Below are 21,336 nucleotides of genomic sequence, written 5' to 3' on the forward strand. Positions count from 1 at the left end.
GTAATTATACTGTTGATAGCCAAGATATTAAGTTGATGATTGCTAATATTTATTTCTGCCTGTTTTAAAGGTTGATTTACTAGTAGCATTAGTGCGGTGTTTGCAGTGCGGAAAACGCAGTGCTAGGGGCACAAAAAAACGCTCCCAAACCAAATGGCTCAGGAGCGTTGAATGCTAAATCAAGCAGCAAAACTTGCGCTAGATTACATCTGGTCTTTGATAACGTTGACGGCTTCGCCAAGCGTAATGTCTTTGTTGAGGCCACGGGTAAAGCGCATCGAGCGGTTCACCTTCACTGAGTCGCCGCCCAGGGCAGTGCGGTCGGTATTCAGCGGCGCCAGGGCTAGCGGGGTAGCCGTCTTCTGGATGGCTTCGTACTTGTCCGACTCGGCCTTGAGCTGGTGCTGGAAAGCGCGGTACTTGGTCAGGTTAAGCGATACCACCGTTTCGTCTTTGCGCTTGCGCAGAGTTTGCACCAGCTCGTTCATTTGCTGGAAGGCTGGGTTAGCTACCACGCGGGCCTTGCTATTAGCTTCAAGCTTGGCGTAGTTGGGCTGGTCGTCCCAGGGGCGGTAGCTGGCGGGCTTAATCTCGTCCCACTTCAGCGGGAAGTCCGACTCTTTTTCGCCCTGGTCGAGGTATGAATAAATGTCGGGCAGCACAATGTCGGAAGCTACGCCTTTAAACTGAGTCGAGCCCCCAGTTACGCGGTAAAACTTTTGCATCGTGAACTTGAGCGAGCCAAAGGGCTTGAGGCTAGCCAGTTCTGGAGGCAGCGTTTCGTCGAGGTCAATAACGCGCTGCACAGTACCCTTACCGTAGGTGCTGGTGGTGCCCATAATAATGCCGCGCTTGTAATCCTGGATGGCAGCGGCCAGAATCTCGGAAGCCGAGGCACTGTGCTTGTTTACCAGCACTACGAGCGGGCCGCTATACTGCACGCGCGGGTCTTTATCGTTGAGCACCTGCGTGGTACCGCGGCTGTCGTGCACCTGCACCATGGGACCGCTGGGCAGGAAAAGCCCGGCCATCTCCACGGCGTCGTTGAGCGAGCCACCGCCGTTCTCGCGCAAATCAAATACGACGCCTTTCACGCCTTCGGCCGTGAGCTTAGCTAGCTCCGTTTTGACGTCGGCAGCCGACGAGTGCGCGCCGGTGTCGTTAAAATCGGCATAGAAGGCAGGCAGGCGCAGGTAGCCGATTTTAACTCCGCTAGGGTCGTTGATAATGGCCGAGTGCGCGTAGGTTTCTTCTAACACCACCACGTCGCGGATAATGGAAATAACTTTAGTCGAGCCATCGGCTTTTTTCACGGTCAGGCGCACCTCCGAGCCTTTCTTGCCCTTGATGAGCGGCACGGCCTTGGCCGTGTGCCAGCCCTCGACGCTTACCGGCTCGGCCGCGCCCTGGGCCACCCGCAGAATGGCATCGCCTTTTTTCAGCTCGCCCTGTCGCGACGAAGCGGAGCCCGGAATGATGTCGGCCACGTAAATCAGTCCGTCTTTTTCCTGCAGCGAAGCCCCAATGCCTTCAAACTGGCCGGTGAGCTGCTCGTCAAACTCGGCTTTGACTTTAGGTGCAAAATACTCGGTATGTGGGTCGTAGGTATTGGCAATGACGTTGGCGTAGTTGCTGAGCACCTCATTGGCGTCGGGCTGGTCGGCAAACTGCTCGTCGTAGTATTTGAGCACGCGCTTGCGGGCCTCCACCTCCATTTGAACGGGCGTGCGGTCGGGCTCGGCGGTGGCCGGCTCTTTAGCGAGGCTAGCCACTTTGACGCGGTCGTGGCGCTTGTCCTGCTCGTCCATCATTTCGGCCACGCGGGTCAGCGTTTCGTACTTCAGCAGCTTGCGCCACTGCTCGCGCTGGTCGGCAGAGGTGGCTGGGAAGGTAGCCTTCTCGAAGTCCGTCTGGATGGTCTCCTCGTTGTCAAACGTAAACGGCTTGGCCAGAATCTCGTGGGCCAGCGCCTGCATTTGCTTGGTACGCTCGGTCATGAGCTTAGTGCTCACGTCGAGCAGCTCATGGGTGCCACGCTTGATTTCGTCGTCAATGTCAGTCTGATACTTCATCAGCTGCGCAACGTCGGACTGCAGTAGAAATTTTTTGCGGTAGTCCAAGCGCTTGAGACCTAGGTCGAACACGCGCTTGCTGAACGCATCGTCGATGCGCTCAGGCTGGTAATGCGCCTGCGATAAGCCCTGCACGATGGTGCCAACCAGTATTTGCTCTTTACCGGGCGCCCCCTGCGGGCCGCTGTGTTCATAGAAGCGGTAAGACGCCAGCCCAAACACGGCGGCTACCAGGCCAGCGTAAGAGCCAATTTTGAGGCGAGGGGAAAACATTTAGGAAGGAATTAAGAAGAAGCCAAATGTAGGTGGCAACGGCCAGCCAATAATATGAGTAGTCGTTAGGTACGGCAAAAACACCGACGGGACTTGGATAAGTGCCGAAATAGCGGTCTTGTCCGCCTAATATACGGGCCCGCCAGGCAATAGGACAACTATCAAACCAGTCGTTTAAGTTTACTTTGCTGGCAGTCTATTTTTCGTGCTAGCGCAGGGCTATTTCTGCTACCCTCGCCGCCACGCGCGCGGCCTTATTAGGCCTGGCTGTGGGCGATGCGCTGGGTGTACCCGTCGAGTTTATGGGGCGCGAAGCGCGGCGGCGCGACCCGGTGGTAGGGATGCGTGGCTACGGCACGCACCACCAACCGCCCGGCACGTGGTCAGACGATTCGTCGCTCACGTTTTGCCTGGCTGAAACGCTGGCCCGCCCCGCTGGCTGCACCACTGGCCCCGACCTGCGAGACTTTGCCCAGCGCGTCATCAAGTGGCTGCACTATGGCTCCTGGACGGCTACAGGCACCGTTTTTGATGTGGGAGGTGCCACTCGCACTGCTATCGGCCGGCTGCGCCAAGACATGGCACCCACGCTGGCCGGCCCCCGTGCCGAAGCCGATAATGGCAACGGCGCCCTAATGCGGATTTTGCCACTCCTATTTCATCAAACTTGGCAGGCTGAAACCTTGGATTTAAATGCTGCTTGGGCACTGACTGAGCAGGTGGCTAGCGTAACGCACGGCCACCCACGCTCCACGCTCGGCTGCTTTTTATACTTGCTAGTGGCGAGGGGGGTAGGGCAGGGCCTGGCACCCCTTGCTGCCTATGAGCATATGCGCCTTCTGGTGGCTCCTTGGCTACGTATGGGCACCCTCCCCGCACCCTCCCCGCCGTGGTCGAAGATACCTATTACCAGCGGGTGCTGGATGGTACCTTGCCCACGCTGCCCGCAGCCCAACTTTCTGCTTCCGGCTACGTGGTGCACACCCTTGAGGCAGCCTTGTGGTGCCTGCTTCGGCACGACACCTACGCCGCCACGGTGCTGGCAGCTATCAACCTCGGCGACGATACCGATACGACCGGCGCGGTAGCTGGCGGCTTGGCGGGCCTAGCTTATGGCGAGGAGGCCATTCCGGGCGAGTGGCTAGCCGTGCTGGCCCGCCGGGCCGATATAGAAAACTTGGCGGCCCGCTTAGCAGCGTAAGTGCCCTGCTCGCTGCCAGGGGGGTAGGGCTCGCTGCCCGGCACTACTCGCCCCCTACAGCCGCCGCTGGCTGGCGGGCCGTGAGCGTGGCGCCCGCACTGGCGATTACCACGAGCCCCACGGCTACCCACTGGCTAGGCGTGAGACGTTCGTGCAGAAAAAGCAAACCGCAGATGGCCGCCGCCGCGGGCTCTATGCTCATGAGAATGCTAAAAGTGCGCGTAGGCAATGACTTGAGAGCTTGCATTTCGAGGGTGAAAGGCAAGGCGCTGGAAAGCAATGCCAGCGCTGCCCCCGCGCCCAGTAGGCGCGGGGTAAGTACGTTCAATTGCCCGCTGGCGAGCCCAAACGGTAAGATGGCCAACGTGGCAAATAACATACCTACCGCCACGGCCGTGTTGCCGGGCAGCACCTGCGATACCCGCCCGCCCAGCACAATGTATATCGCCCAGCACGCGCCCGCCGCTAGCGCCAGCAGCATTCCCAGTACATCGATGCCGTGGCCGCTCCAGGGGGCGATGAGGGCAATGCCTACCCCCGCCAGCAGCGCCCACCCTACATCGAGCAAGCGGCGCGAGCCGGCCAGCGCCACCAGCAGCGGCCCCACAAACTCCAGCGTGACGCCCAGGCCCAGTGGCACGCGCGCCAACGCACAGTAAAACAAGAAGTTCATGGTGCCCAGTGCGATGCCGTAGGGCACTACGGCCCGCCACTGCGCGGCCCGCAGCTGGCCGAGCCGGGGGCGCACAGCCACCAGCAGCATCAGGGCCGATAAGCCAATGCGCAGGCTGGCAGTGCCCGCCGCTCCCACCACCGGAAACAACCCCTTGGCAATGGCGGCGCCACCTTGTACACTTAAAATAGCCAGCAACACGGCCGGTACTGGGGGTAGCGAAAAACGACGAGAATCAGGCATCAAATTCAACTAGCGAACCTGACCAGCGCCAGGCAAAGCTTACTGCCCACGGGCAGGGTAGGGGGAGTAACTAAGGCGCTGGAGGCCAGCGGGGGCGTCAGACTACTTGCGCCTGAATTTGCTCGGTGAGTACCGCAATGACGCGTAAAATCTCCTCCTGCGTCGATTGCTGGTACGCTAGGGCCGCCGGGCTATCCTCCTGCTCCTCCCAATTAGCTAAGGCTGCTAGGGTTTCTAGGCGCGTAACGGAGGTGTCGATGCGGGTATAAATACGCTCCCAAAGCTGCTGGTTCCAGGTGGGTTGTTGTTGCAGGTGCAGCCGCAAATCGAGTAGGCTCATCACCACAGCAGCAAGCCGCTCCAGAATGGCCGCCTCCGCCGAGCTGAAGGACCGGGGCTTTTGGTCAATCACGCACAGCACCCCAATTGGATAGCCATCGTGGGTGCGCAGGGCGCTACCAGCGTAAAAACCGAGGCTAAGCTCATGCACCAGCGTAGGGTTTATCAGGTCGCAGGGTTGGTCGTGCAGGTTTTCAAATACACTGGTTTCCTGGTTTAGCATGGCTACCGAGCACAGGGTTTGCCAGCGGTTCACGCGGTCCATTGCCGGGTCTAGCCCGTAGTTGAGCCCAAAGCGCACCTCATTTTCCTCCACAAAAGCAATGATGCCAATCGGCACGTTGAATAGTTTGGCTGTCAGGCGCACGAGCTCCGCGAAGGTTTCGTCCCGCATCGTGTTAAAAAGCTGGTACGGCCGCAACGCTTGTAAGCGCCGGGCTTCGGCTAGTGGCAGGGGGGTAGGGTTTTCCATAGGCAGGCGTAGAGCTAACTAGCGAAGGCCACGCCAACTTATTGACTGCCCTACCCTATGGGTAGCTGCGCAGGAAGGCATCAGAAAGCAGTAAGACGCAGCTAATAGCGGCAATCTGCTGGTGCCGGTGCCTACACCTCACTAGCTACTTACCACAGTGGTTGTTTCGCACCGCAAAGGTAAGCTTAGGCGGCGCGTGGCTTGCCAAATTTCTTGTCTAGTGCAGCTAGAGCAAGCAGTAATACTAGGCAGTTGCGTCAGGCAAGATGGTTAGTTAGGGGGCCAGGGACCAGCTTCATTTACAGTGGCTCGCTGGCGAAAAGCGGCTGAGGGCTAGGTAGTAAGGTAGCCCACAGCAGAGGGGTAGCCGCTTGCTGGGCCGATAGCTCGCAGCGCAATTTAGCGAGTTCAGTCTCTGAACTCAGGAATTTGGTTTGAGCAGACTCAATAATTTCCTGAGCTTGGGCTGTAGCGGCTGGCGAGGGCGTTTCACCTTGTAGCAAGTGCCGCATAAGCTGAAACTCAATCAGGCGCAGGTGGGCTTCCACCTCCAAGATATCGGTATTCGGTTCGCTTAGTGCTATATATAGCCGAACGCTGCGCCGCAATAAGGTTTGCCAAAGCACACTACCTGTGCGAGCAAAGGCAGCTAATCGGTCACTTTCCATAGAATAATCTTCTACGGATAGCGCTGGTAAAATGTTGTAAAACAAGTATTTTTGCTATTAATTAGCAAAATAGTAGCACTCCAAAACTCGTTGCCCACCTGCCGGGCTAGCTGCTCAATTAGTGAGTGAGCTAGCCACGCAAATCCATAAGTTGAGCTTTTCGCCCAAGTTGCCTTGAAACTGGTAGAAGATTGAGAACCTATCCGCAGCGTAAGTCTGCACCTTAAAATTGTTTAAGGTGGGACGGAAATAAGGTGATGGCAAATTCAAATTATTTGGTTAGCTTGCAAGTAAGTTCTGAGAATGATGAAACTAAATGCTTAGAACTGACGTGATAGAATAAAGCTCGTCACGAAAGTGTCAGACTGCCCGGCTCCCCGCCACCGATTACATTCGCCTCTTTTTTTCCCACCCATGTCCATCGCATTCTACCCGCTCAAGTCGGGCCAGCTGCCTTTTGATGGCCGCTCCATCCTACTTGGCACTGGGCTATACTGTTTACTAGTATTAGCTCCGCTTGCTCTCAAGTTATTAGGCATCAGTGATATATCTGCCCTGTCGTGGTGGTGGATTACGATGCCTTTTTGGGGTCCGTGGCTGCTTATCCTACCCCTGTCACTGGCCTTGGGAGTGGTGAGCATGGGCCGCTTGCTTGCCCCTCTGCTTCGCTAAGCGCCACATTCGCAGCATTAAGCACTATAAGCAGCCCTACGCAATGCTAGTCATTGCTGGCCGCTAGTGCTTTAATGTTTAGCTAGCTAAATCGTGACTGGCGTGGGCCCGGCTACTCATATTTGTGCGCCATATAGTAGGCTTGCCAGGTAGCGGCTTGGGCCATGCAGACTGGTAGCGCGTAGGAAAAGAGAATAGCTACGTATCGGCTGAGGAGTGCGCCACTGCCAGTTTACCCCCGACGAAGACGTTCGAGGAAAGCGTTGGCACCAGTATGGCTACATCTAGTGGATGGTTGCATCCTTAGTGTAGAGTGCCTACTGCACCACTCATACGTGTGGCAAGTACTTAAACGGTCACCAACTGATACTCATACAGCGCAACCATTACGCGGCCCCGCCCTTGGAGCAACTCGTTGGCTTCCTCTAAGGAGATGTGTCCGAGCACGTAATTGGTGAGCAGTTGCAATTCTTGCTCGCTGGGGTTGGGGGTAATCACTGAGAGGGAATTCAGGACTTGGCGAACGGCACTGATGCGACTTGTCTTCGAGGTCATAAATAGAGCGTGCTGTAGAAGCGCAGCGGGTGGGTTGTAGTACCAGCCCAGTAGCTGAGATGCCAGCAAATTGCCTCCAAATAAGCAGGGTGAAAAATCACCTCTCTAAGTAGGCTCATAATCTATCCAAACGCTTGCTTTTCGTATGCCAGCAGTTGCCCTGCGTGTGTAGACGGCCCCGGCTAATTGCCCACTCGTAATTTGATTGCAGCCTCTAAAAGCTGCTCACTGAGGTGGAAAATACCGCCTACACGCCCCGGGCATCAAATGAATTTGCCCAGCGCTAGGCAGTAAGCTTGCAGCGCCTAGCCTTTTTGCTAAGAGCGACAGTGCATTAAGCAGCCGCTATATTAGCTAGGCCTGGGCTGTGGATAGCAGCCATTACCTTATGGCCAGCCCAAGGGTACGAATGATGCGGCCAATACGCGACTTCACCGTGCCCAAAGGCAACTGCAATTCTTCGGCTGCCTCCGTATGCGTGAAGCCTTTGAGATACAAGGTTTCGAGCAACTGCCGGTCGCTCGAGTTGAGCAAAGCCAGCCAATCGCGCACACCAATATGGTCAGGATTAAACGAGGGGGTAGCCCGTAGGGTGGCGGCCAACTCCGTTGTTAGTGGGTGCGTGCGCTGGGCATCGAGGCGCAATTGCCGCAAGCGGTCGATGGCCAAATTTCGGCCAATATTTAGTGCCCAAGTAAAGAGGCGGCCTTTGCTGCTATCATAGGTTGGAAAGGCCAGCCAAAATTTGAGCATGCACTCTTGTAGGATGTCTTCGGCCAATTCATCTTGCTTGACAATCCGCCAAATAGTGGCATACAGTGCTTTCTTATAGTTGGTGTAAAAATACGTCATCGCCGTTTCATCACGAGCGTACAGGCGATTAATAAGTTGATTTTCAGTTTCTTTCTCTAATATTTTCACTAGCTGGCAACAGGAAGATTAGTGGGCCACCTACGGTCCACTTCCTTGCGGTGGATTGTAACGGAAAGAAATTAAATAAATAATTTTTCGGAACTTATTTCAACGATAATTGCTCAGTTTTGAGGCAAGATAATAGCGAATAGATGAGGTTATCCCAACCATGTAGCCGCTCACTAGCAGCCCTTACAGGTTACACCGGCCTAAGAAGGTAGATTATCAAAGCTGGCTCCAACTTGGAGGGGTAGAGTGACCTAGCTCAAGCACCTAGGAAAGCGAATCGACGCTTTAAAATCAAGGTTCGTTAAGCTGAGCGAACCGAGCTATGCCCCCTTCGCAAGCAGCGCGCCCTGGCCCCGCCGCGAAATAAGATGTTCCCGATAGCCGGCGCTAGCAAACCCGAAATGTGCTCGCCAATTACAAACGCTAGTTGCTGGCTGTAAAGACCGATTTTTACATTTCGCGGCTCGCGTAGGGTAAGGGCTGGCGCACTTGATTGAGTGCCAGCGTGGCTACTACCCCCGGCGCGACGGCCAGCTCACTTATCCTAGCGCCTCACCTTATTCTCCTAAGTATTGATGAACGAACTTGATGGCCATGCTACCCTCGCCTACCGCCGAGGCAACGCGGGCCATGGCCCCGGACCGGCCATCGCCGGCGGCAAAGAGGCCAGGTATACTGGTTTCAAGCAAGTGCGGCTCGCGGGGCTCGAGCCACGCTTGGGCAAAACGTGAGTCGGCCAGCAGTTCACGGCCGGTAAGCAGGAAACCCTTCGGGTCGCACAGGGCCAGCGAACTTATCCACTCGGTACTGGGCCGGGTACCGATAAAAATGAATAGTGCCCGTGCTGGGTAGCATACCGACTCCTGGCCTTCGGCTTGTACTACCACGGCCTCTAAAGAACTTTCACCGCATGCTTCGCACACCTGCGTGTAGGGGAGGATTTCTACGTTAGGGGTCTGGGTAAGCTGCTCGATGAGGTAGGCCGACATGCTGGCGGCCAAGCTCCCGCCCCGAATGACGATATACACTCGGGAAGCAAAGCCCGACAGGTACATCGCAGCTTGCCCGGCGGAGTTTCCTCCGCCCACTACAAAAACCGGTTGGGCGCGGCAGCTGCGGGCCTCGGTGCGAGCTGCCCCGTAGTATACGCCAGCCCCGCTCAGGCGTGCTAGGCCCGGCGCTTGCAGGGTGCGGTAACTCACGCCCATCGTTAGCACCACGGCGCGGGCGCGCACCTGGCTGCCGTCGCTCAGCGTCAGCAACTTGTAGCCATCTTGCACGGCTAGGCTGGTCACCTCCTGTGGGGCCATTAGCTCGGCTCCGAGGCGGGTAGCCTGCGTCCAGGCGCGGTGGGTTAGCTCACTGCCACTCAAGCCGGTGGGAAAACCTAGGTAGTTTTCGATGCGCGACGACGAGCCGGCTTGCCCGCCGGGCGTCTGCCGTTCAATAAGCAACGTGCGCAGGCCCTCCGAAGCCCCGTACACGGCGGCGGCTAGCCCGGCGGGGCCTGCCCCCACGATTACTACATCATAGAGTTCTTGCCGGGCAGCGGCCAGCAGGCCCAGGTGGCGGGCCAACTCCTGCCGTTCGGGCTGCGCCACGGCCTGCCCATCGCGGTAAATGACCACTGGCAACTCCTGGGCCGAGAAGCCCGTGGCGGCTAACAGGGTGCGGGCCTCTGCATCTTGCTCAAAATCAAGCCACTGGTAGCCGACGAGATACCCACTGAGGAAGTCCTTAAGCGCATGCGAACGTGGCGACCACTGGTAGCCCAGCAGCCGCAGGCCGTCGTAGGCGGGGCGGTAGGTAGCCTGCCAACTGGCTAGCAAATCGCGCAGGGTAGGGTAGAACAGTTGCTCGGGCGGGTCCCAAGGCTTGAGCAAATAGTAGTCGAGCTGGGCCGAGTTGATGGCCCGGATGGCGGCCGTGGTATCGGCATAAGCGGTGAGCAGCACGCGCTTGGCTTCCGGAAATAACTCGCGAGCGCGGGTCAGCACTTCCACGCCTTCCACCTCGGGCATGCGCTGGTCGGCCAGCACTAGCGCCAGGGGTTCGGCGCGGGCGCGCAGGGCGTCGAGCGTGGCAAGGGCCTCCGGTCCCGAGCCGACGGGCAGCAGGCGGTAGTGCTGGCGAAATTCCTGGCGCAGGTCGCGGGTGATGGCGGCCAGCACCTGGGGGTCGTCATCGACGGCGAGGATAAGCGGCTTTTTCATGAGGAGATGGGGCGAAGAGCGGGCAGCCAGGCAGTAAACACAGTGCAGCCCGGCTCGAAGGTTACTTCTAGCCGGCCGCCGTGCTCCCGCACGATGCGCCGGGCAATGTCGAGCCCTTGGCCCGTGCCTTCGCCAGGGGGCTTGGTCGTAAAAAAGGGTTCGAACAAGTGCGGCAGCACCTCGGGTGGAATGCCGGGTCCGTTGTCGGTAATACTGACGCGTACTTGGTTGGCCTCAGCCGTTACCTCCACTGCGAGCGTGCCCTCGGCCGCAGGCAGGGCATCGAGGGCGTTGTCGAGCAAGTTGGTCCACACTTGGTTGAGGCTGCCCGCCTGGCCTAGTACCTGCGGCAGGCCGGAGGCGTAGGCGCGAGTCAGGCGCACGTTTTTCGTCCGTAGCGCGTGGTCAAATAGGTGCAGGGTACTATCTAGCCCTTCAGTGACGACCAGCGGCGCAGCGGTGGGGGCCCGGTCGAGGTGGGTGTAAGTTTTCACGTCGGCTACCAAGGCGCTGATGCGGCGGCTGGCCTCGCTGATGTCGGCCGCGAGGCGGGCGGCCAGCAGGTGCCCACTCAGCCAAGCAAAAGCGGCCGGCCGCGAACCAGCGGGTAGGGCGGCGGCCACCGGGGCTAGGTCGGCCACGTGCAGCCCGGCTTCACGCAGGCCAGCGGCGTGCTCGTAGCCATCGGGGCAGCCCTGGGTTTCGAGCCAATCGGCTAACTCGGCCTCGCGGTCGGCGGCTTCGAGGGCGGGCAGCAGCGCCACGGGCAGCAGGGGCCGCCGCGCCAGGTCGGTAACAGTGGCCAGGGCGGCGGCGGGCGGGCTGGTAGCCACTAGCGCCAGCAGCCCCAGCGGAATGATTTGCAGCAACTGCGTCAGATTGGCCGCCCCGCGGCTCACGGCCGCGGCGGGGTTGTTGAGTTCGTGCGAGAGGCCAGCCGCTAGCTTACCCAGCGCCCGCAGCCGCTCGCCGTGCTCCTGGGCGCGCACCTCGGCGCGGGTGCGGTCGTTCATCAAGCCAATGAGGCGCTGGGTAAGCACTGGGCTAAGGCGCTCCAGCTCTATAAATCGGCCGCAGGCCAGCACATACGCCTCGGTTTCTACTTCGGCCACGCCTTGGTGGGCAAAGCGTTCGGCCCGGGAGTAGGGTAGGGCCCCACCTAGCTCGCCGGCTTCCAGGCGGTAGTTACCCGGCCCCGGGCCATCCCCAAAACGCACGCTGCCCCGTAGCACGGCCACTAGGCTATCGGCCGGCGAGTCGGCTGCTACTACTACCTCGCCGGGCGCGTAGCGACGCAACTCGCCTGCTTGTTGCAGCCAGGTTAGCACGTCGGCGGGCAGGTCGCAGAAGACCTGAACAGCGCACAGCGCTTCGGGGGTAAGGGGCAGTAGCGTGGGCATACGTTACAAGAGAAGGTGACCCTAAGCGAGCCAGGCGGAAAATGCAAAGGCCGCTAGGGCAGGGAGTTGGCCATCAAGCACCCATTGTGGGCGACTCGGATGCAGCGGCAGCTAAACGGGCTGCAAAGTGGCAATCAAGCCAAAGCCAGCCCAGAGCCACGGCCACCTAAGGCGGCCAGCAGCTGGCGGCTACCCCGGCCGCGTACCGCAACAGCGAGCGTGACCCTTCCCGTCACGGAAATAGTGGAACGCAGCCAGTACTGGGTGAGCGCAGCTGGTGATTGGCCCAGTGAATGCCCTCGTACCCGTAACTCCAGGCGTAGCCCCGCAGCGCTGGTATCTACTCGCGTAGCGCGGCAAAGCTGGTGGTGCTCGCAGTGCGAGCACCACCAGGGGTAGGGAATGCAGCAGGGGCTACGCGCCGCCGGCCAAGTGGGCGGCTACCTCAGCCAAGCGGTTCGAGAAGCCCCACTCGTTGTCGTACCAGGCGGCTACCGACAGTAGCTGACCCTGCTTAGCCGTTAGGGGCAGGTCGAGTAGCGCAGAATGCGGGTCGGCCACAATGCGCGACGAGGCCCACTCATCTTCCAGCACGTCGAGCACACCGTGCAGCGGCCCGGCTTGCGCGGCTTGGCGCAGGGCGGCGTTCACATCCTGCACCGAGCAGTCGCGCTCGGTCACCAGCGTCAGCTCCGCGATGCTGCCCGTGCGGGTGGGCACCCGGTACGCCTTACCCGTCACGTGCAGGTCGGGCCAAATGAACTGCAAGGCCCGCGCTGCCCCCGACGACGAAGGAATAATGTTTTCGGCCGCTGCCCAAGAATCGCGCCGGTCTTTCATCGGCTGGTCGGTTAGCGACTGCGAATTAGTGTAAGAGTGAACCGTGGAAAACAGCCCATATTGAATGCCAAAGGCTTCCTTAATGACCTTGATGGGAGCCGCCAGGGCATTGGTCGTGCAGCTGCCCATGCTCACGATGCGGTGGCGGGCTGGGTCAAAATCTTCTAGGTTTATGCCCTTCAGCAGCACGGCGTCGCAGTCGGCCAGGGTCTTGCTAGGGGCGCTCACCAGCACGCGCCCCGCGCCCCGGTCGAGGTGCACCTGCGCCCCGGCGCGGGTGGTAGCCCGGCCGGTGCAGTCCACTACTAGGTCTACGCCCAGCGCGCCCCAGTCGGGCACGGCCGCGCTGGCGTTGTAATACGGGATTAGCCGGCCGCCCACCTCCAGTTCACCGGGGCGGCCGGCTACTGGCTCGGGCCAGCGCCCGTAGTTGGTATCGACGGCAAAAAGGGCCGCCAGCGTCGGCTCGTCGCGGATATCGGCCACGGCCGCTGGCACAAAGAGCTGCTGCTGCAAGCCAATGCGTAGCAGCTGCCGCCCGATGCGGCCAAATCCGTAAATGGCAATGCGTTGCATAAGCACGTAAGGTGAGGGGCAACTCGTGTTGCCCCTGCAAACCTAGGCGGCTGCGCAACGGGCCTAACGGTAAAAAAACCGGAATAAACGGTACTTTTACCCTATCAATCCTGCGCTTTGCTAGCCTCATCTTACGCGTAGGCGTACTTCGTTGCCTTTATGCATCTGCACACTTCTGCACACTATTCTTCTAGGCAGTAGCTTACTCTTGGCCAATAGCGCGGCACTGGTCGAACCTACTGCGCCGCTGCTGGCCCCGCCGGAGGTTGTCCGCTGGCGCACTCCGGCTGGCCATACCAGCCTACGTTAGAAGATTTAGGGGAAGCGTACCAATTTGCCAGAGCATACTGCAGCGGGGGGGGGTAGCGAAGCGCTGTACCTTCGCTACCTTGTTGCTTTCCTGACTTTCGACCATGCTCGTCGCGCCAGAATTAGGGCTTCTCTTCAATGCCCTGCCCAGGCCCTATTTGCTGCTCTCGCCCGAGCTGGTCATTGAAGCCGTGAGCGACGCCTACCTGGCCGCTACCCTGACCTTGCGCGAGGACTTGGTCGGGCAGTATTTATTTGATGCGTTTCCCGACAACCCGCAGGCGCCCGAGGCTCAAGCGGTGCACAACCTGCACGCCTCGCTGCTCCAAGTGCTGGCCACCGGCCAACCCCACGAGATGGCCCAGCAGCACTACGATGTGCCCGACCCCGACCACCCCGGCCAGTTCATTGAGCGCCACTGGCAACCGCTCAATGCCCCCGTACTCAATGCGCACGGCACCGTCGTGCAGCTTATCCATTCTGTGCTCGATATTACGGCCCAGGTGCAGGGCCAAGCGTATTTACGTGCCAGCCAGGCCCGCGAGCAGGCCGCCCGTGCCGAGGCCGAAGCCCAGCGCCAGCGCTTCCACGAGGTGCTGATGCAACTGCCCGCCTACGTGGCCGTCTACCAGGGCTCCGACCATATCTACCAGTTCGTTAACCCGTCCTACCAGAGCTTGTTTCCGCACCGCTCCTTCCTCGGCCGGCCGTTTCGCGAAGGCACCCCAGAGTCGGTGGGGTTGGGGGTAGTGGCCCTGTTTGACCAGGTGTACCAAACTGGCGAGCCGTACTACCACCATGAGTTGGGAGGTTGGTTCGACTTCAAGGGCAACGGCCAGCCCGAACAGGTGTTTCTCAACCTGTACCTGCACCCCTTGCGCGACGCGCAGGGCCGCATCGATGGCGTACTCGATTTCTCCTATGATGTGACTGAGCAAGTGCGCGCCCGCCAGCAGGTCGAGCAGCTCAACCAGGAGCTGGAAACCCGGGTGCAGGGGCGCACGCACGAGCTGCACGAGCAGCAGGAGTTGCTGGCGACCGTCAACCAAGAGCTACTAGGCACTAACCAGACCTTGCACATCAGCAACCAGCGGCTGCTGCGCACCAACGCCGACCTGGATACCTTCGTGTACACGGCCAGCCACGACCTCAAATCCCCGATTACCAACCTAGAAGGATTGCTGGCCGTGCTGCGCGACACCCTACCCCTGGACGTGCAGCAGCAACCGCTGATTGGCCCGCTGCTGGGGCTGCTCGACAACACTGTGAGCCGCTTTCGCCTGACCATCGACCAACTCACCGAATTGATTCGGCTGCAGCAAACGACCGCGGGCCCCGCGCAGCCGGTGCTGCTGGGGCCGCTGGTAGCCGCCGTGCAGGAAGATTTGGCCGCCGAGGCGACGGCGGCCCAAGCGCGGCTGGAGGTCACTATCCCGGACAGCCTGTCGGTCCGCTTCGCGCCGGCTAATCTGCGCTCCATCGTCTATAATCTGCTCAACAATGCCCTCAAGTACCGCGACCCGGCCCGCCCGGCCCAGGTGTGGGTGCGCGCCGAGCGCCAGCCAGCAGCGGTGGTGCTCACGGTGCAGGATAATGGCCTGGGCCTGAGCGAAAGCCAGCAGCAACGCTTGTTTCAAGCCTTTCAGCGCCTGCACACCCATGTGGAGGGCACGGGCGTGGGCCTCTACATGATTAAGCGCCTGATTGAAAACGCCGGGGCCACCATCACCGTGACCAGTACGCTGGGCGTTGGCTCGACCTTTACCGTCGCGTTTCCTGCGTAGCGTAGCTTCCTGTATGTTGCCAGCTTCTCGCTTACCCCGTGTGTGGCTCCCTACCCCCTTACCCAAGCGGAACCTACTACCCGTCGCCGACTTTGTGCGCAAACCCCTAACACAAGGCAAGCCGAACGTACTGCTCGCCCGCCATTTTTCCTGGTGGCCACGTAGAACAGCCTCGCTGCTTGCTGCTTTTTAATCTATTGCCTCCGTCCTGACTGTCGCGGCTACGTTCTTTCGTTTATGCCTGATGCTGCTGCGGCCCTGCCCGCCGATGTCCTCGACCCCACCGGGTTCTCGTCTCTGCTGTTAAACCTGTCCGTCTCCGGCGTGATGCTCATGCAGCCCCGCTACGAGGCGAGCGGAGAGATTGTCGATTTCGACGGGGTGCAGTTGAACCCTGCGGCCCAGCAGATGCTGCGGCTTTCGGAGCACCCGGCCGAGTCGTTTCTGACGCCCTTTTCTTCTCCATGTCTATCTTAGCGAGTGTGCTGCTGGTCGATGACGACCCCACTACAAATTACCTCAACAAACTGCTGCTCACGCGCATGGAAGTGACCGAGCAGGTGTTTCTGGCCGAGAACGGCGAGCAGGCCCTGCGCACGCTCGTGCAGACCTGTACGGCCGAAAACGCGACGTGCCCCCGGCTCATTCTGCTGGACATGAATATGCCGGTGCTTAATGGCTTGGCCTTTCTGGAAGCTTACGTGCAAATGCCGCTGGCCCAGCGGCAGGCGATTGTCATCGTCATGCTCACTACCTCGCTCCACCCCCTGGATTTAGCCCGCGCCCAGGAGTTGCCGATTGCCGGCTTTCTCAACAAGCCCCTGACCAAGGAGAAGGTCATGACCCTATTGCAGCAGCACTTCACCCACCAGTAGCCGCGCTCCAAGCTAGCAGACCGTCAAGTAGCCGCTACCCAACTGGTGCAGAACGCCGCACTTGATGACTCCGACGGAGGTAGTGACCGCTATCCAACACTTTCTGGCTACCTACCCCCACGGTGCTAGCAAGCGCTGTTTGCTCTTGCTGCCTGAGCGCTGGCTGCTGGCAATGTTTGCCAAACTGCTCGAAAATCGGTAATTCAAGGAAAAACCCTACCCCCTCAACCAACCTATTGCCGGGTAGGGATACGCCTGCCACGCAGCGCCGTGCTGGCACTCGCAAATTTTGGGCAGCAGCCAACTTGCCGAATGGATTACGCGTTGGAGAGGACCGGTTTGTTCTCCCTCGCATGTCCTTATTTCATCGCATTACCTGGTTGCGCGTGGCCCTGGCCTGGGGCGTATTTACGCTCTTGATGATAGTGCTTGCATACGGGCAGGCCCTCACGGGGGTCACGCCGCTGCATTGGCGCACCTTGCTACTGGGCCCACTGATATACGGGCTGATTGGGACGCTACTTACCCCGGTCGTTTTCCGGCTGGCCACGCGCTTCAACCTGACGGCGGGCCGCGCCCACTGGCTGCCCTACCTGCTGGTGCACGCCGGGGCCAGCGTGGGGCTGACTATTCTCTACCGTGGCCTGTACGTGGGCGCGCTGTACGTATGCGGTGTGCCCGGCGCGCCGGTTTCCTGGTCGCTTATTTTGGGGTCGGTCAATGCCTGGATTCCCATTTATTGGATGGTGCTGTTCGTGGCCTACGCCCTGGACTACCACGACAAATGGCAGCGCCGCAACCTGGACGCCGTGCGCCTGGAAATGCAGCTCGTGCAAGCCCAGCTGCTGGCCCTCAAGCAGCAGCTCAACCCGCACTTTCTCTTCAACACCCTCAATGCTATTGCCACGCTCATCGGCGACGAGCCCCAGAAAGCGCAGCGCATGACGGCCAAGCTCGGCGAATTTCTGCGCATGGTGCTCGACCACACCGAAGCGCAGCAAGTACCGCTGGCCCACGAGTTGCGCTTCATCGAGCTGTACCTAGACATGGAGCAGGTGAGGTTTTCTGACCGGCTCGCCGTCTCGTACCAAGTTTCGGAGGCCGCCCTATCGGCCTTAGTGCCGCATTTGCTGCTTCAGCCGCTGGTCGAAAACGCCGTACGGCATGGGCTGAGCGCGGGGGGGCCGGGCCAGCTCCACATCCAGGCCGACCGGCACGACGGGCAACTGGTGCTGGAAGTGCGCGATTCGGGGCCCGGCCCTACCTCGGCCGGCCCCCGGGGGGTAGGCCTCACCAACAGCGAGCAGCGGCTGCGGGCCCTCTACGGCGACCACTACGTACTGGCCCTGCGCCCGGCGCCCGGCCAGGGCACCACCGTACACCTGGAACTGCCATTTCTCACCTAACCTCGCGCGTAAACTTTTGGAACCCATTCGCACCCTGCTAGTTGACGATGAACCCCTGGCCCGCCGCCGCATTGGGCAACTGCTGGCTGAGCAGCCTGACTTCCTCATCCAGGGCGAATGCAGCAATGGCACGGAGGCCGTGGCGGCCCTGCGGGGGGATAGTAGCCTCGACCTGGTTTTTCTAGATGTGCAGATGCCCGACTTTAGCGGCCTGCAGGTATTGCAGCGCGTGCAGGACCTGGCGCGCGTGCCGCTGGTTGTTTTCGTCACGGCCTACGACCAGTATACCCTGCAAGCATTTGAAAACCACGCGGTAGATTACTTACTCAAGCCGCTCGACCCCGACCGATTTGCCCGTTGCCTCACCCATGTGCGCCAGCGCATCGAGCGGCAACAAGGGGTGCTCCAAGAGCAGCTTGCCACCCTGCTGGCCACGCTGCCGCTCGCCCCGGCCACGCCCACGTTTCCAACGCAGTTGCTCATCAAGCAGCCGGGCCGCTACTACTTTGTGCCCACGGCCCAGGTTCAGTACCTGGAAGCAGCGGCGAACTACGTCACGGTGCATGCCCAAGGCACCGAACACGTGCTGCGCGCTACCCTGAGCCAGCTGGAGCGGCAGCTCGACCCGGCCCAGTTCCTACGCATCCACCGCTCGCTGATTGTCAACATGCAGCAGGTCAAGGAACTGCACCCCTGGGCCCACGGCGAGTTCCTGTTGACCCTGCACGACGGCACGCACCTAAGCTCTTCGCGCAGCTATAGCGAAGGTGTCCAGCAATTCCTCAAACAGTTCATTTCCTGAAAAAGGCCAGCAGGCTATTCACCCGCTTAAGTAGGCAACTCGTCCCGGCCAGCAGCCAATTCATCCCTGGGCGCTGGGGGCGCGGGCTGGCATACGTATGCGTGACTCTGTTTCCTTTTCCAGTTCTATGCAACACCCCCACTCATTTCCAACCAGCGGGCACTTCCTCGGCCGCCTGCCACGCCTGTTCGTGCTCGCCGCCCTTATAGCTACGGTAGGCACCCCGCTGGCTTCTTGTAAAAAAGACAGCGACTCGTCGCCCAGCCTCATCCAGCCCATCGGCGCTAAGCCCAGCTACGCGCCCAACGAAAATGACCAGATGTGGGCGGTCATTGAGCAGTTTATGGCCTTCAACGACCCGATGCTGCCCACCCTGTCGGCCCGCCAGGCCCGCATGACGCACAGCGTGACCGATGCCGTAAACGCGCTGCTGGCCAAGAACGACCGCAGCGCCCCGTCGGCCGCCGTAGCGGTTAGCCAGATGGTGCTGCCCAAAGCCTACACGGCAGCCTCGGCGCCCGATGGCGTACCGGTGCGCGTGTATACGCCCACGGCCGCGGCCACCGGCGCCCGCCCGGCCATTGTGTATTACCACGGCGGCGGCTGGGTTATCGGCTCGCTAGCCGTGTACGAGCCTTCGGCTAAAGCCCTAGCTGAGCGCACCGGAGCTGTGGTGTTTTCGGTTGACTACCGCCTGGCTTCCGAAACGGCGAACAAATTTCCGGCGGCCCACGAAGACGCCTACGCAGCTTATAAGTACGTGCGCGACAACGCGGCCACCCTCAACGTGAACCCCGCTAAAATTGCGGTGGCTGGTGAAAGCGCCGGCGGCAACATGGCCGCGGCCGTGTGCATCCTGGCCCGCGAGCGCGGGCTGGCCCTGCCGGTGCACGAGCTGCTGGTATACCCCGTGGCCGACAACAACTTGAATACGGCGTCCTACAATACCTACGCCAACGCGGTGCCGCTCAACCGGCCCAACATTCAGTACTTCACGGGCCTGTACTTCAATACGCCCGCCGATGGCGACAACCGGCTGATTTCGCTGGTCGATGTAGCGGACCTGAAGGGCCTACCCCCCACAACCATCATCGCCGCCGAAATCGACCCGTTGCAGACCGAAGGCCAGTTGCTCCGCGATAAGCTCACGGCGGCGGGTGTCACGACCACCTACCAGCTCTATACAGGCACTACGCACGAGTTCTTTGGCACCTATGCCGTCGTGCCGCTGGCCAACGAGGCGCAGGATTTTGCTGCCTCGCGGCTCAAAATGGCTTTCCAATAGTCACCGGCGCTGCCGTGCGCGGCCAGCCAGCTAGTCGATTCCACTACTTAAAAAAGCCCCGATGCTTCGCTGTGTTGGGGCTTTTTACAGGCCGGCTTAGTTGCAGCGCTACCCAAATACGTGGCGCCCGCAGCCAGCTCCAAGCTTGCCCTAGCCGCGCTACCCACGCACACAGATAAGTGTTTTGGCCCTTCGTTCACCCAACCCCATTCTCTTTTTATGTCACTGCCTACTGCTTACGTACGCTTCGCTGAGGGCGTCGAAGAAATCCAACCCAATGAAGACCAACTGGGGGACGAAACCGTCGCCTCCATGGCGCGGGTTGCCCGCCTGATGTTCGAGAAGAACCGCCACGCCATCCGCGATGCGCACGCCAAGAGCCACGGCATCATCCGGGGCGAGCTGCACGTGCACCCCAACCTGCCCGAACACTTAGCGCAGGGCATGTTTAAGGAGGCCAAGACCTACCCGGTTATCATTCGGCTCTCCACTTCGCCAGGTGCCATTCAGCCCGATAACCAGCCCGCCGTGAAAGGCTTTGCTCTGAAAATCATCGGGGTAGAGGGTAAGAAATTTCTGGCGGAAGAAGCCGATGCCCTCACCCAGGATTTCCTACTGGTCAACGATACCATCATCCCGACGGGCGACGTGAAGAGCTACCACGACATGCAACTGCGGATTGAGAAGCTGGCGCACAGCCCCGAGGTGGTCCAAACTATCATTAATGAAGTGGGCGTGCTAGCCGACAAAGTGCTCGAAGCCGTCGGCACGAAGAAGGAGTTACCGCTGGTTGTGCAGGCCCATCCTAACAACCACATCCTGGGCGAAACCTATACCACGCTCGGTGCTATTCGCTACGGCGACTACGTGGCCAAGGTAGGCATCGCCCCCTTATCAGATAACCTTAAGGCGCTAGCCGGCAAGGAAATGGATGTATCAGAACCCGGGGCTTACCGCGACATGGTGTCCGAATTTTTTCGCACCCAGGGGGGCGAGTATGAACTGCGCGCCCAGCTGTGCACGGACCTGAAGACCATGCCCGTGGAAGATGCGTCCATTGATTGGCCCCAGGACCAGAGCCCCTACCAGGCGTTGGGCAAAATCGTGCTTCAAGCGCAGGATACCTTCAGCCCCGCCCGCCGCGTGTATGCCGATGATGTGCTCTCCTACAACCCCTTCCACTGCCTACCCGAGCACCTGCCGCTGGGCTCTATCAACCGGGTGCGCATCAAGGCCTACGCGTCATCGACTCAGTATCGCCACGCCACCAATGCCCAGCCCAAGGTGGAGCCGACCGATATCAACCAGCTGCCTGATTAGCGGCAGTAATCCCAATTACTAGCGCCACTACGGAAGCGTCCTGCTGCGGGGTAAGGCGCAGCAGGACGCAGGCACGCTTGCCTTTTCACGCTTCTATAAAAGAGTTTGACTTGCCTGAGTAAACGCAAGTAATCGTCTATTTTATAGCCTGCTAACTGCTTCCTTATGGTGCCCACCCACTCGCTTGAAACAGCCGTATTGCGCACTGCCTACGAGCGGCGCGGTCCGGCTGCTGCCCCGGTCGTGCTCTTGCTGCACGGCTTCCCCGACGACGTGCGTACTTGGGATGGTGTCGTAGAGCGTTTGCTCGCGGCCGGCTGCCATTGCGGGCTCCATCATCAGTAATATCGCTGAGACGCAGGAAGTACTCGGCTTCCGCGCCTGGCACAGCATGCCAGGGACGCAAGTGGTTGGCATATAGTATATTAATAAGATAA

At 60.0% G+C, this 21,336-nt stretch carries 18 protein-coding genes and 1 pseudogene; 10 read left to right on the forward strand and 9 right to left on the reverse strand.

Going from position 1 to position 21,336, the window contains the following annotated elements; all coding sequences use genetic code 11:
* Nucleotides 1-203: 203 nt before the first annotated feature.
* Nucleotides 204-2,345 carry a carboxy terminal-processing peptidase gene (locus GO988_RS15685; RefSeq protein ID WP_157567113.1) on the reverse strand — a complete coding sequence of 714 codons (2,142 nt, stop codon included), beginning with the start codon at nt 2,343-2,345 and terminating at the stop codon, nt 204-206.
* A 302-nt stretch (nt 2,346-2,647) separates the two neighbouring features.
* Here GO988_RS15685 and GO988_RS24780 point away from each other — a divergent pair.
* Nucleotides 2,648-3,118, forward strand: a pseudogene (locus tag GO988_RS24780) (ADP-ribosylglycohydrolase family protein); the annotation flags it as partial.
* 116 nt (nt 3,119-3,234) lie between these two features.
* Nucleotides 3,235-3,546 (forward strand): ADP-ribosylglycohydrolase family protein, encoded by a 312-nt coding sequence (locus GO988_RS24455; RefSeq protein ID WP_317164885.1) that lies wholly within the window; start codon nt 3,235-3,237, stop codon nt 3,544-3,546.
* 43 nt (nt 3,547-3,589) lie between these two features.
* Here the strand turns inward: GO988_RS24455 and GO988_RS15695 are convergent, their stop codons facing one another.
* Nucleotides 3,590-4,462 carry an EamA family transporter gene (locus GO988_RS15695; RefSeq protein WP_157567115.1) on the reverse strand — a complete coding sequence of 291 codons (873 nt, stop codon included), beginning with the start codon at nt 4,460-4,462 and terminating at the stop codon, nt 3,590-3,592.
* Nucleotides 4,463-4,559: 97 nt separating this feature from the next.
* The gene (locus GO988_RS15700; RefSeq protein WP_157567117.1) at nt 4,560-5,273 is read right to left on the reverse strand and encodes a GAF domain-containing protein; all 714 of its coding nucleotides are present in this window, start codon (nt 5,271-5,273) and stop codon (nt 4,560-4,562) included.
* 1,082 nt (nt 5,274-6,355) lie between these two features.
* On the opposite strand from GO988_RS15700, the gene GO988_RS15705 reads away from it, so the two are divergent.
* Complete coding sequence (locus tag GO988_RS15705) at nt 6,356-6,613, forward strand: hypothetical protein (RefSeq protein WP_157567119.1); 258 nt, start codon at nt 6,356-6,358, stop codon at nt 6,611-6,613.
* A 348-nt stretch (nt 6,614-6,961) separates the two neighbouring features.
* Here the strand turns inward: GO988_RS15705 and GO988_RS15710 are convergent, their stop codons facing one another.
* The 5 genes from GO988_RS15710 to GO988_RS15730 all read right to left on the reverse strand — a co-directional run bounded on the left by GO988_RS15710 (nt 6,962) and on the right by GO988_RS15730 (nt 13,118).
* Entirely contained in the window at nt 6,962-7,111 is a 150-nt protein-coding gene (locus GO988_RS15710) for a hypothetical protein (RefSeq protein WP_157567121.1), read from the reverse strand.
* A 438-nt stretch (nt 7,112-7,549) separates the two neighbouring features.
* Nucleotides 7,550-8,089, reverse strand: a complete 540-nt coding sequence (locus GO988_RS15715; RefSeq protein ID WP_317164886.1) for an RNA polymerase sigma factor — start codon at nt 8,087-8,089, stop codon at nt 7,550-7,552.
* A gap of 557 nt (nt 8,090-8,646) precedes the next feature.
* The gene (locus GO988_RS15720) at nt 8,647-10,302 is read right to left on the reverse strand and encodes an FAD-dependent oxidoreductase (protein WP_157567123.1); all 1,656 of its coding nucleotides are present in this window, start codon (nt 10,300-10,302) and stop codon (nt 8,647-8,649) included.
* Nucleotides 10,299-11,702 (reverse strand): sensor histidine kinase, encoded by a 1,404-nt coding sequence (locus GO988_RS15725; RefSeq protein WP_157567125.1) that lies wholly within the window; start codon nt 11,700-11,702, stop codon nt 10,299-10,301. Before GO988_RS15725 ends, GO988_RS15720 begins: the two co-directional genes overlap by 4 nt.
* A gap of 414 nt (nt 11,703-12,116) precedes the next feature.
* Nucleotides 12,117-13,118, reverse strand: coding sequence for a type I glyceraldehyde-3-phosphate dehydrogenase (locus tag GO988_RS15730; RefSeq protein WP_157567127.1), 1,002 nt, complete (start codon nt 13,116-13,118; stop codon nt 12,117-12,119).
* Nucleotides 13,119-13,531: 413 nt separating this feature from the next.
* On the opposite strand from GO988_RS15730, the gene GO988_RS15735 reads away from it, so the two are divergent.
* From GO988_RS15735 to GO988_RS15765, 7 genes are all read left to right on the forward strand, one after another.
* Complete coding sequence (locus tag GO988_RS15735; RefSeq protein ID WP_157567129.1) at nt 13,532-15,211, forward strand: PAS domain-containing sensor histidine kinase; 1,680 nt, start codon at nt 13,532-13,534, stop codon at nt 15,209-15,211.
* A gap of 237 nt (nt 15,212-15,448) precedes the next feature.
* The gene (locus GO988_RS15740) at nt 15,449-15,688 is read left to right on the forward strand and encodes a hypothetical protein (RefSeq protein ID WP_157567131.1); all 240 of its coding nucleotides are present in this window, start codon (nt 15,449-15,451) and stop codon (nt 15,686-15,688) included.
* Nucleotides 15,676-16,086 (forward strand): response regulator, encoded by a 411-nt coding sequence (locus tag GO988_RS15745; protein WP_157567133.1) that lies wholly within the window; start codon nt 15,676-15,678, stop codon nt 16,084-16,086. The genes GO988_RS15740 and GO988_RS15745 overlap by 13 nt, the downstream gene beginning before the upstream one ends.
* Nucleotides 16,087-16,439: 353 nt before the next feature.
* A complete protein-coding gene (locus GO988_RS15750; protein ID WP_157567135.1) occupies nt 16,440-17,492 on the forward strand; it encodes a sensor histidine kinase in 1,053 nt (350 codons plus the stop codon).
* A gap of 16 nt (nt 17,493-17,508) precedes the next feature.
* A complete protein-coding gene (locus tag GO988_RS15755; RefSeq protein ID WP_157567137.1) occupies nt 17,509-18,294 on the forward strand; it encodes a LytR/AlgR family response regulator transcription factor in 786 nt (261 codons plus the stop codon).
* A 127-nt stretch (nt 18,295-18,421) separates the two neighbouring features.
* Nucleotides 18,422-19,579: an alpha/beta hydrolase gene (locus GO988_RS15760; RefSeq protein WP_232341530.1), complete on the forward strand. Its 1,158-nt coding sequence runs from the start codon at nt 18,422-18,424 to the stop codon at nt 19,577-19,579.
* Nucleotides 19,580-19,798: 219 nt separating this feature from the next.
* Nucleotides 19,799-20,899: a catalase family protein gene (locus tag GO988_RS15765; RefSeq protein WP_157567139.1), complete on the forward strand. Its 1,101-nt coding sequence runs from the start codon at nt 19,799-19,801 to the stop codon at nt 20,897-20,899.
* A 141-nt stretch (nt 20,900-21,040) separates the two neighbouring features.
* Here GO988_RS15765 and GO988_RS15770 read toward each other — a convergent pair whose 3' ends face one another.
* Nucleotides 21,041-21,238: a hypothetical protein gene (locus tag GO988_RS15770; RefSeq protein ID WP_157567141.1), complete on the reverse strand. Its 198-nt coding sequence runs from the start codon at nt 21,236-21,238 to the stop codon at nt 21,041-21,043.
* Nucleotides 21,239-21,336: the final 98 nt, after the last annotated feature.

Source organism: Hymenobacter ginkgonis, assembly GCF_009755225.1.
In the GTDB taxonomy this organism is placed as follows: Bacteria; Bacteroidota; Bacteroidia; order Cytophagales; family Hymenobacteraceae; genus Hymenobacter; species Hymenobacter ginkgonis.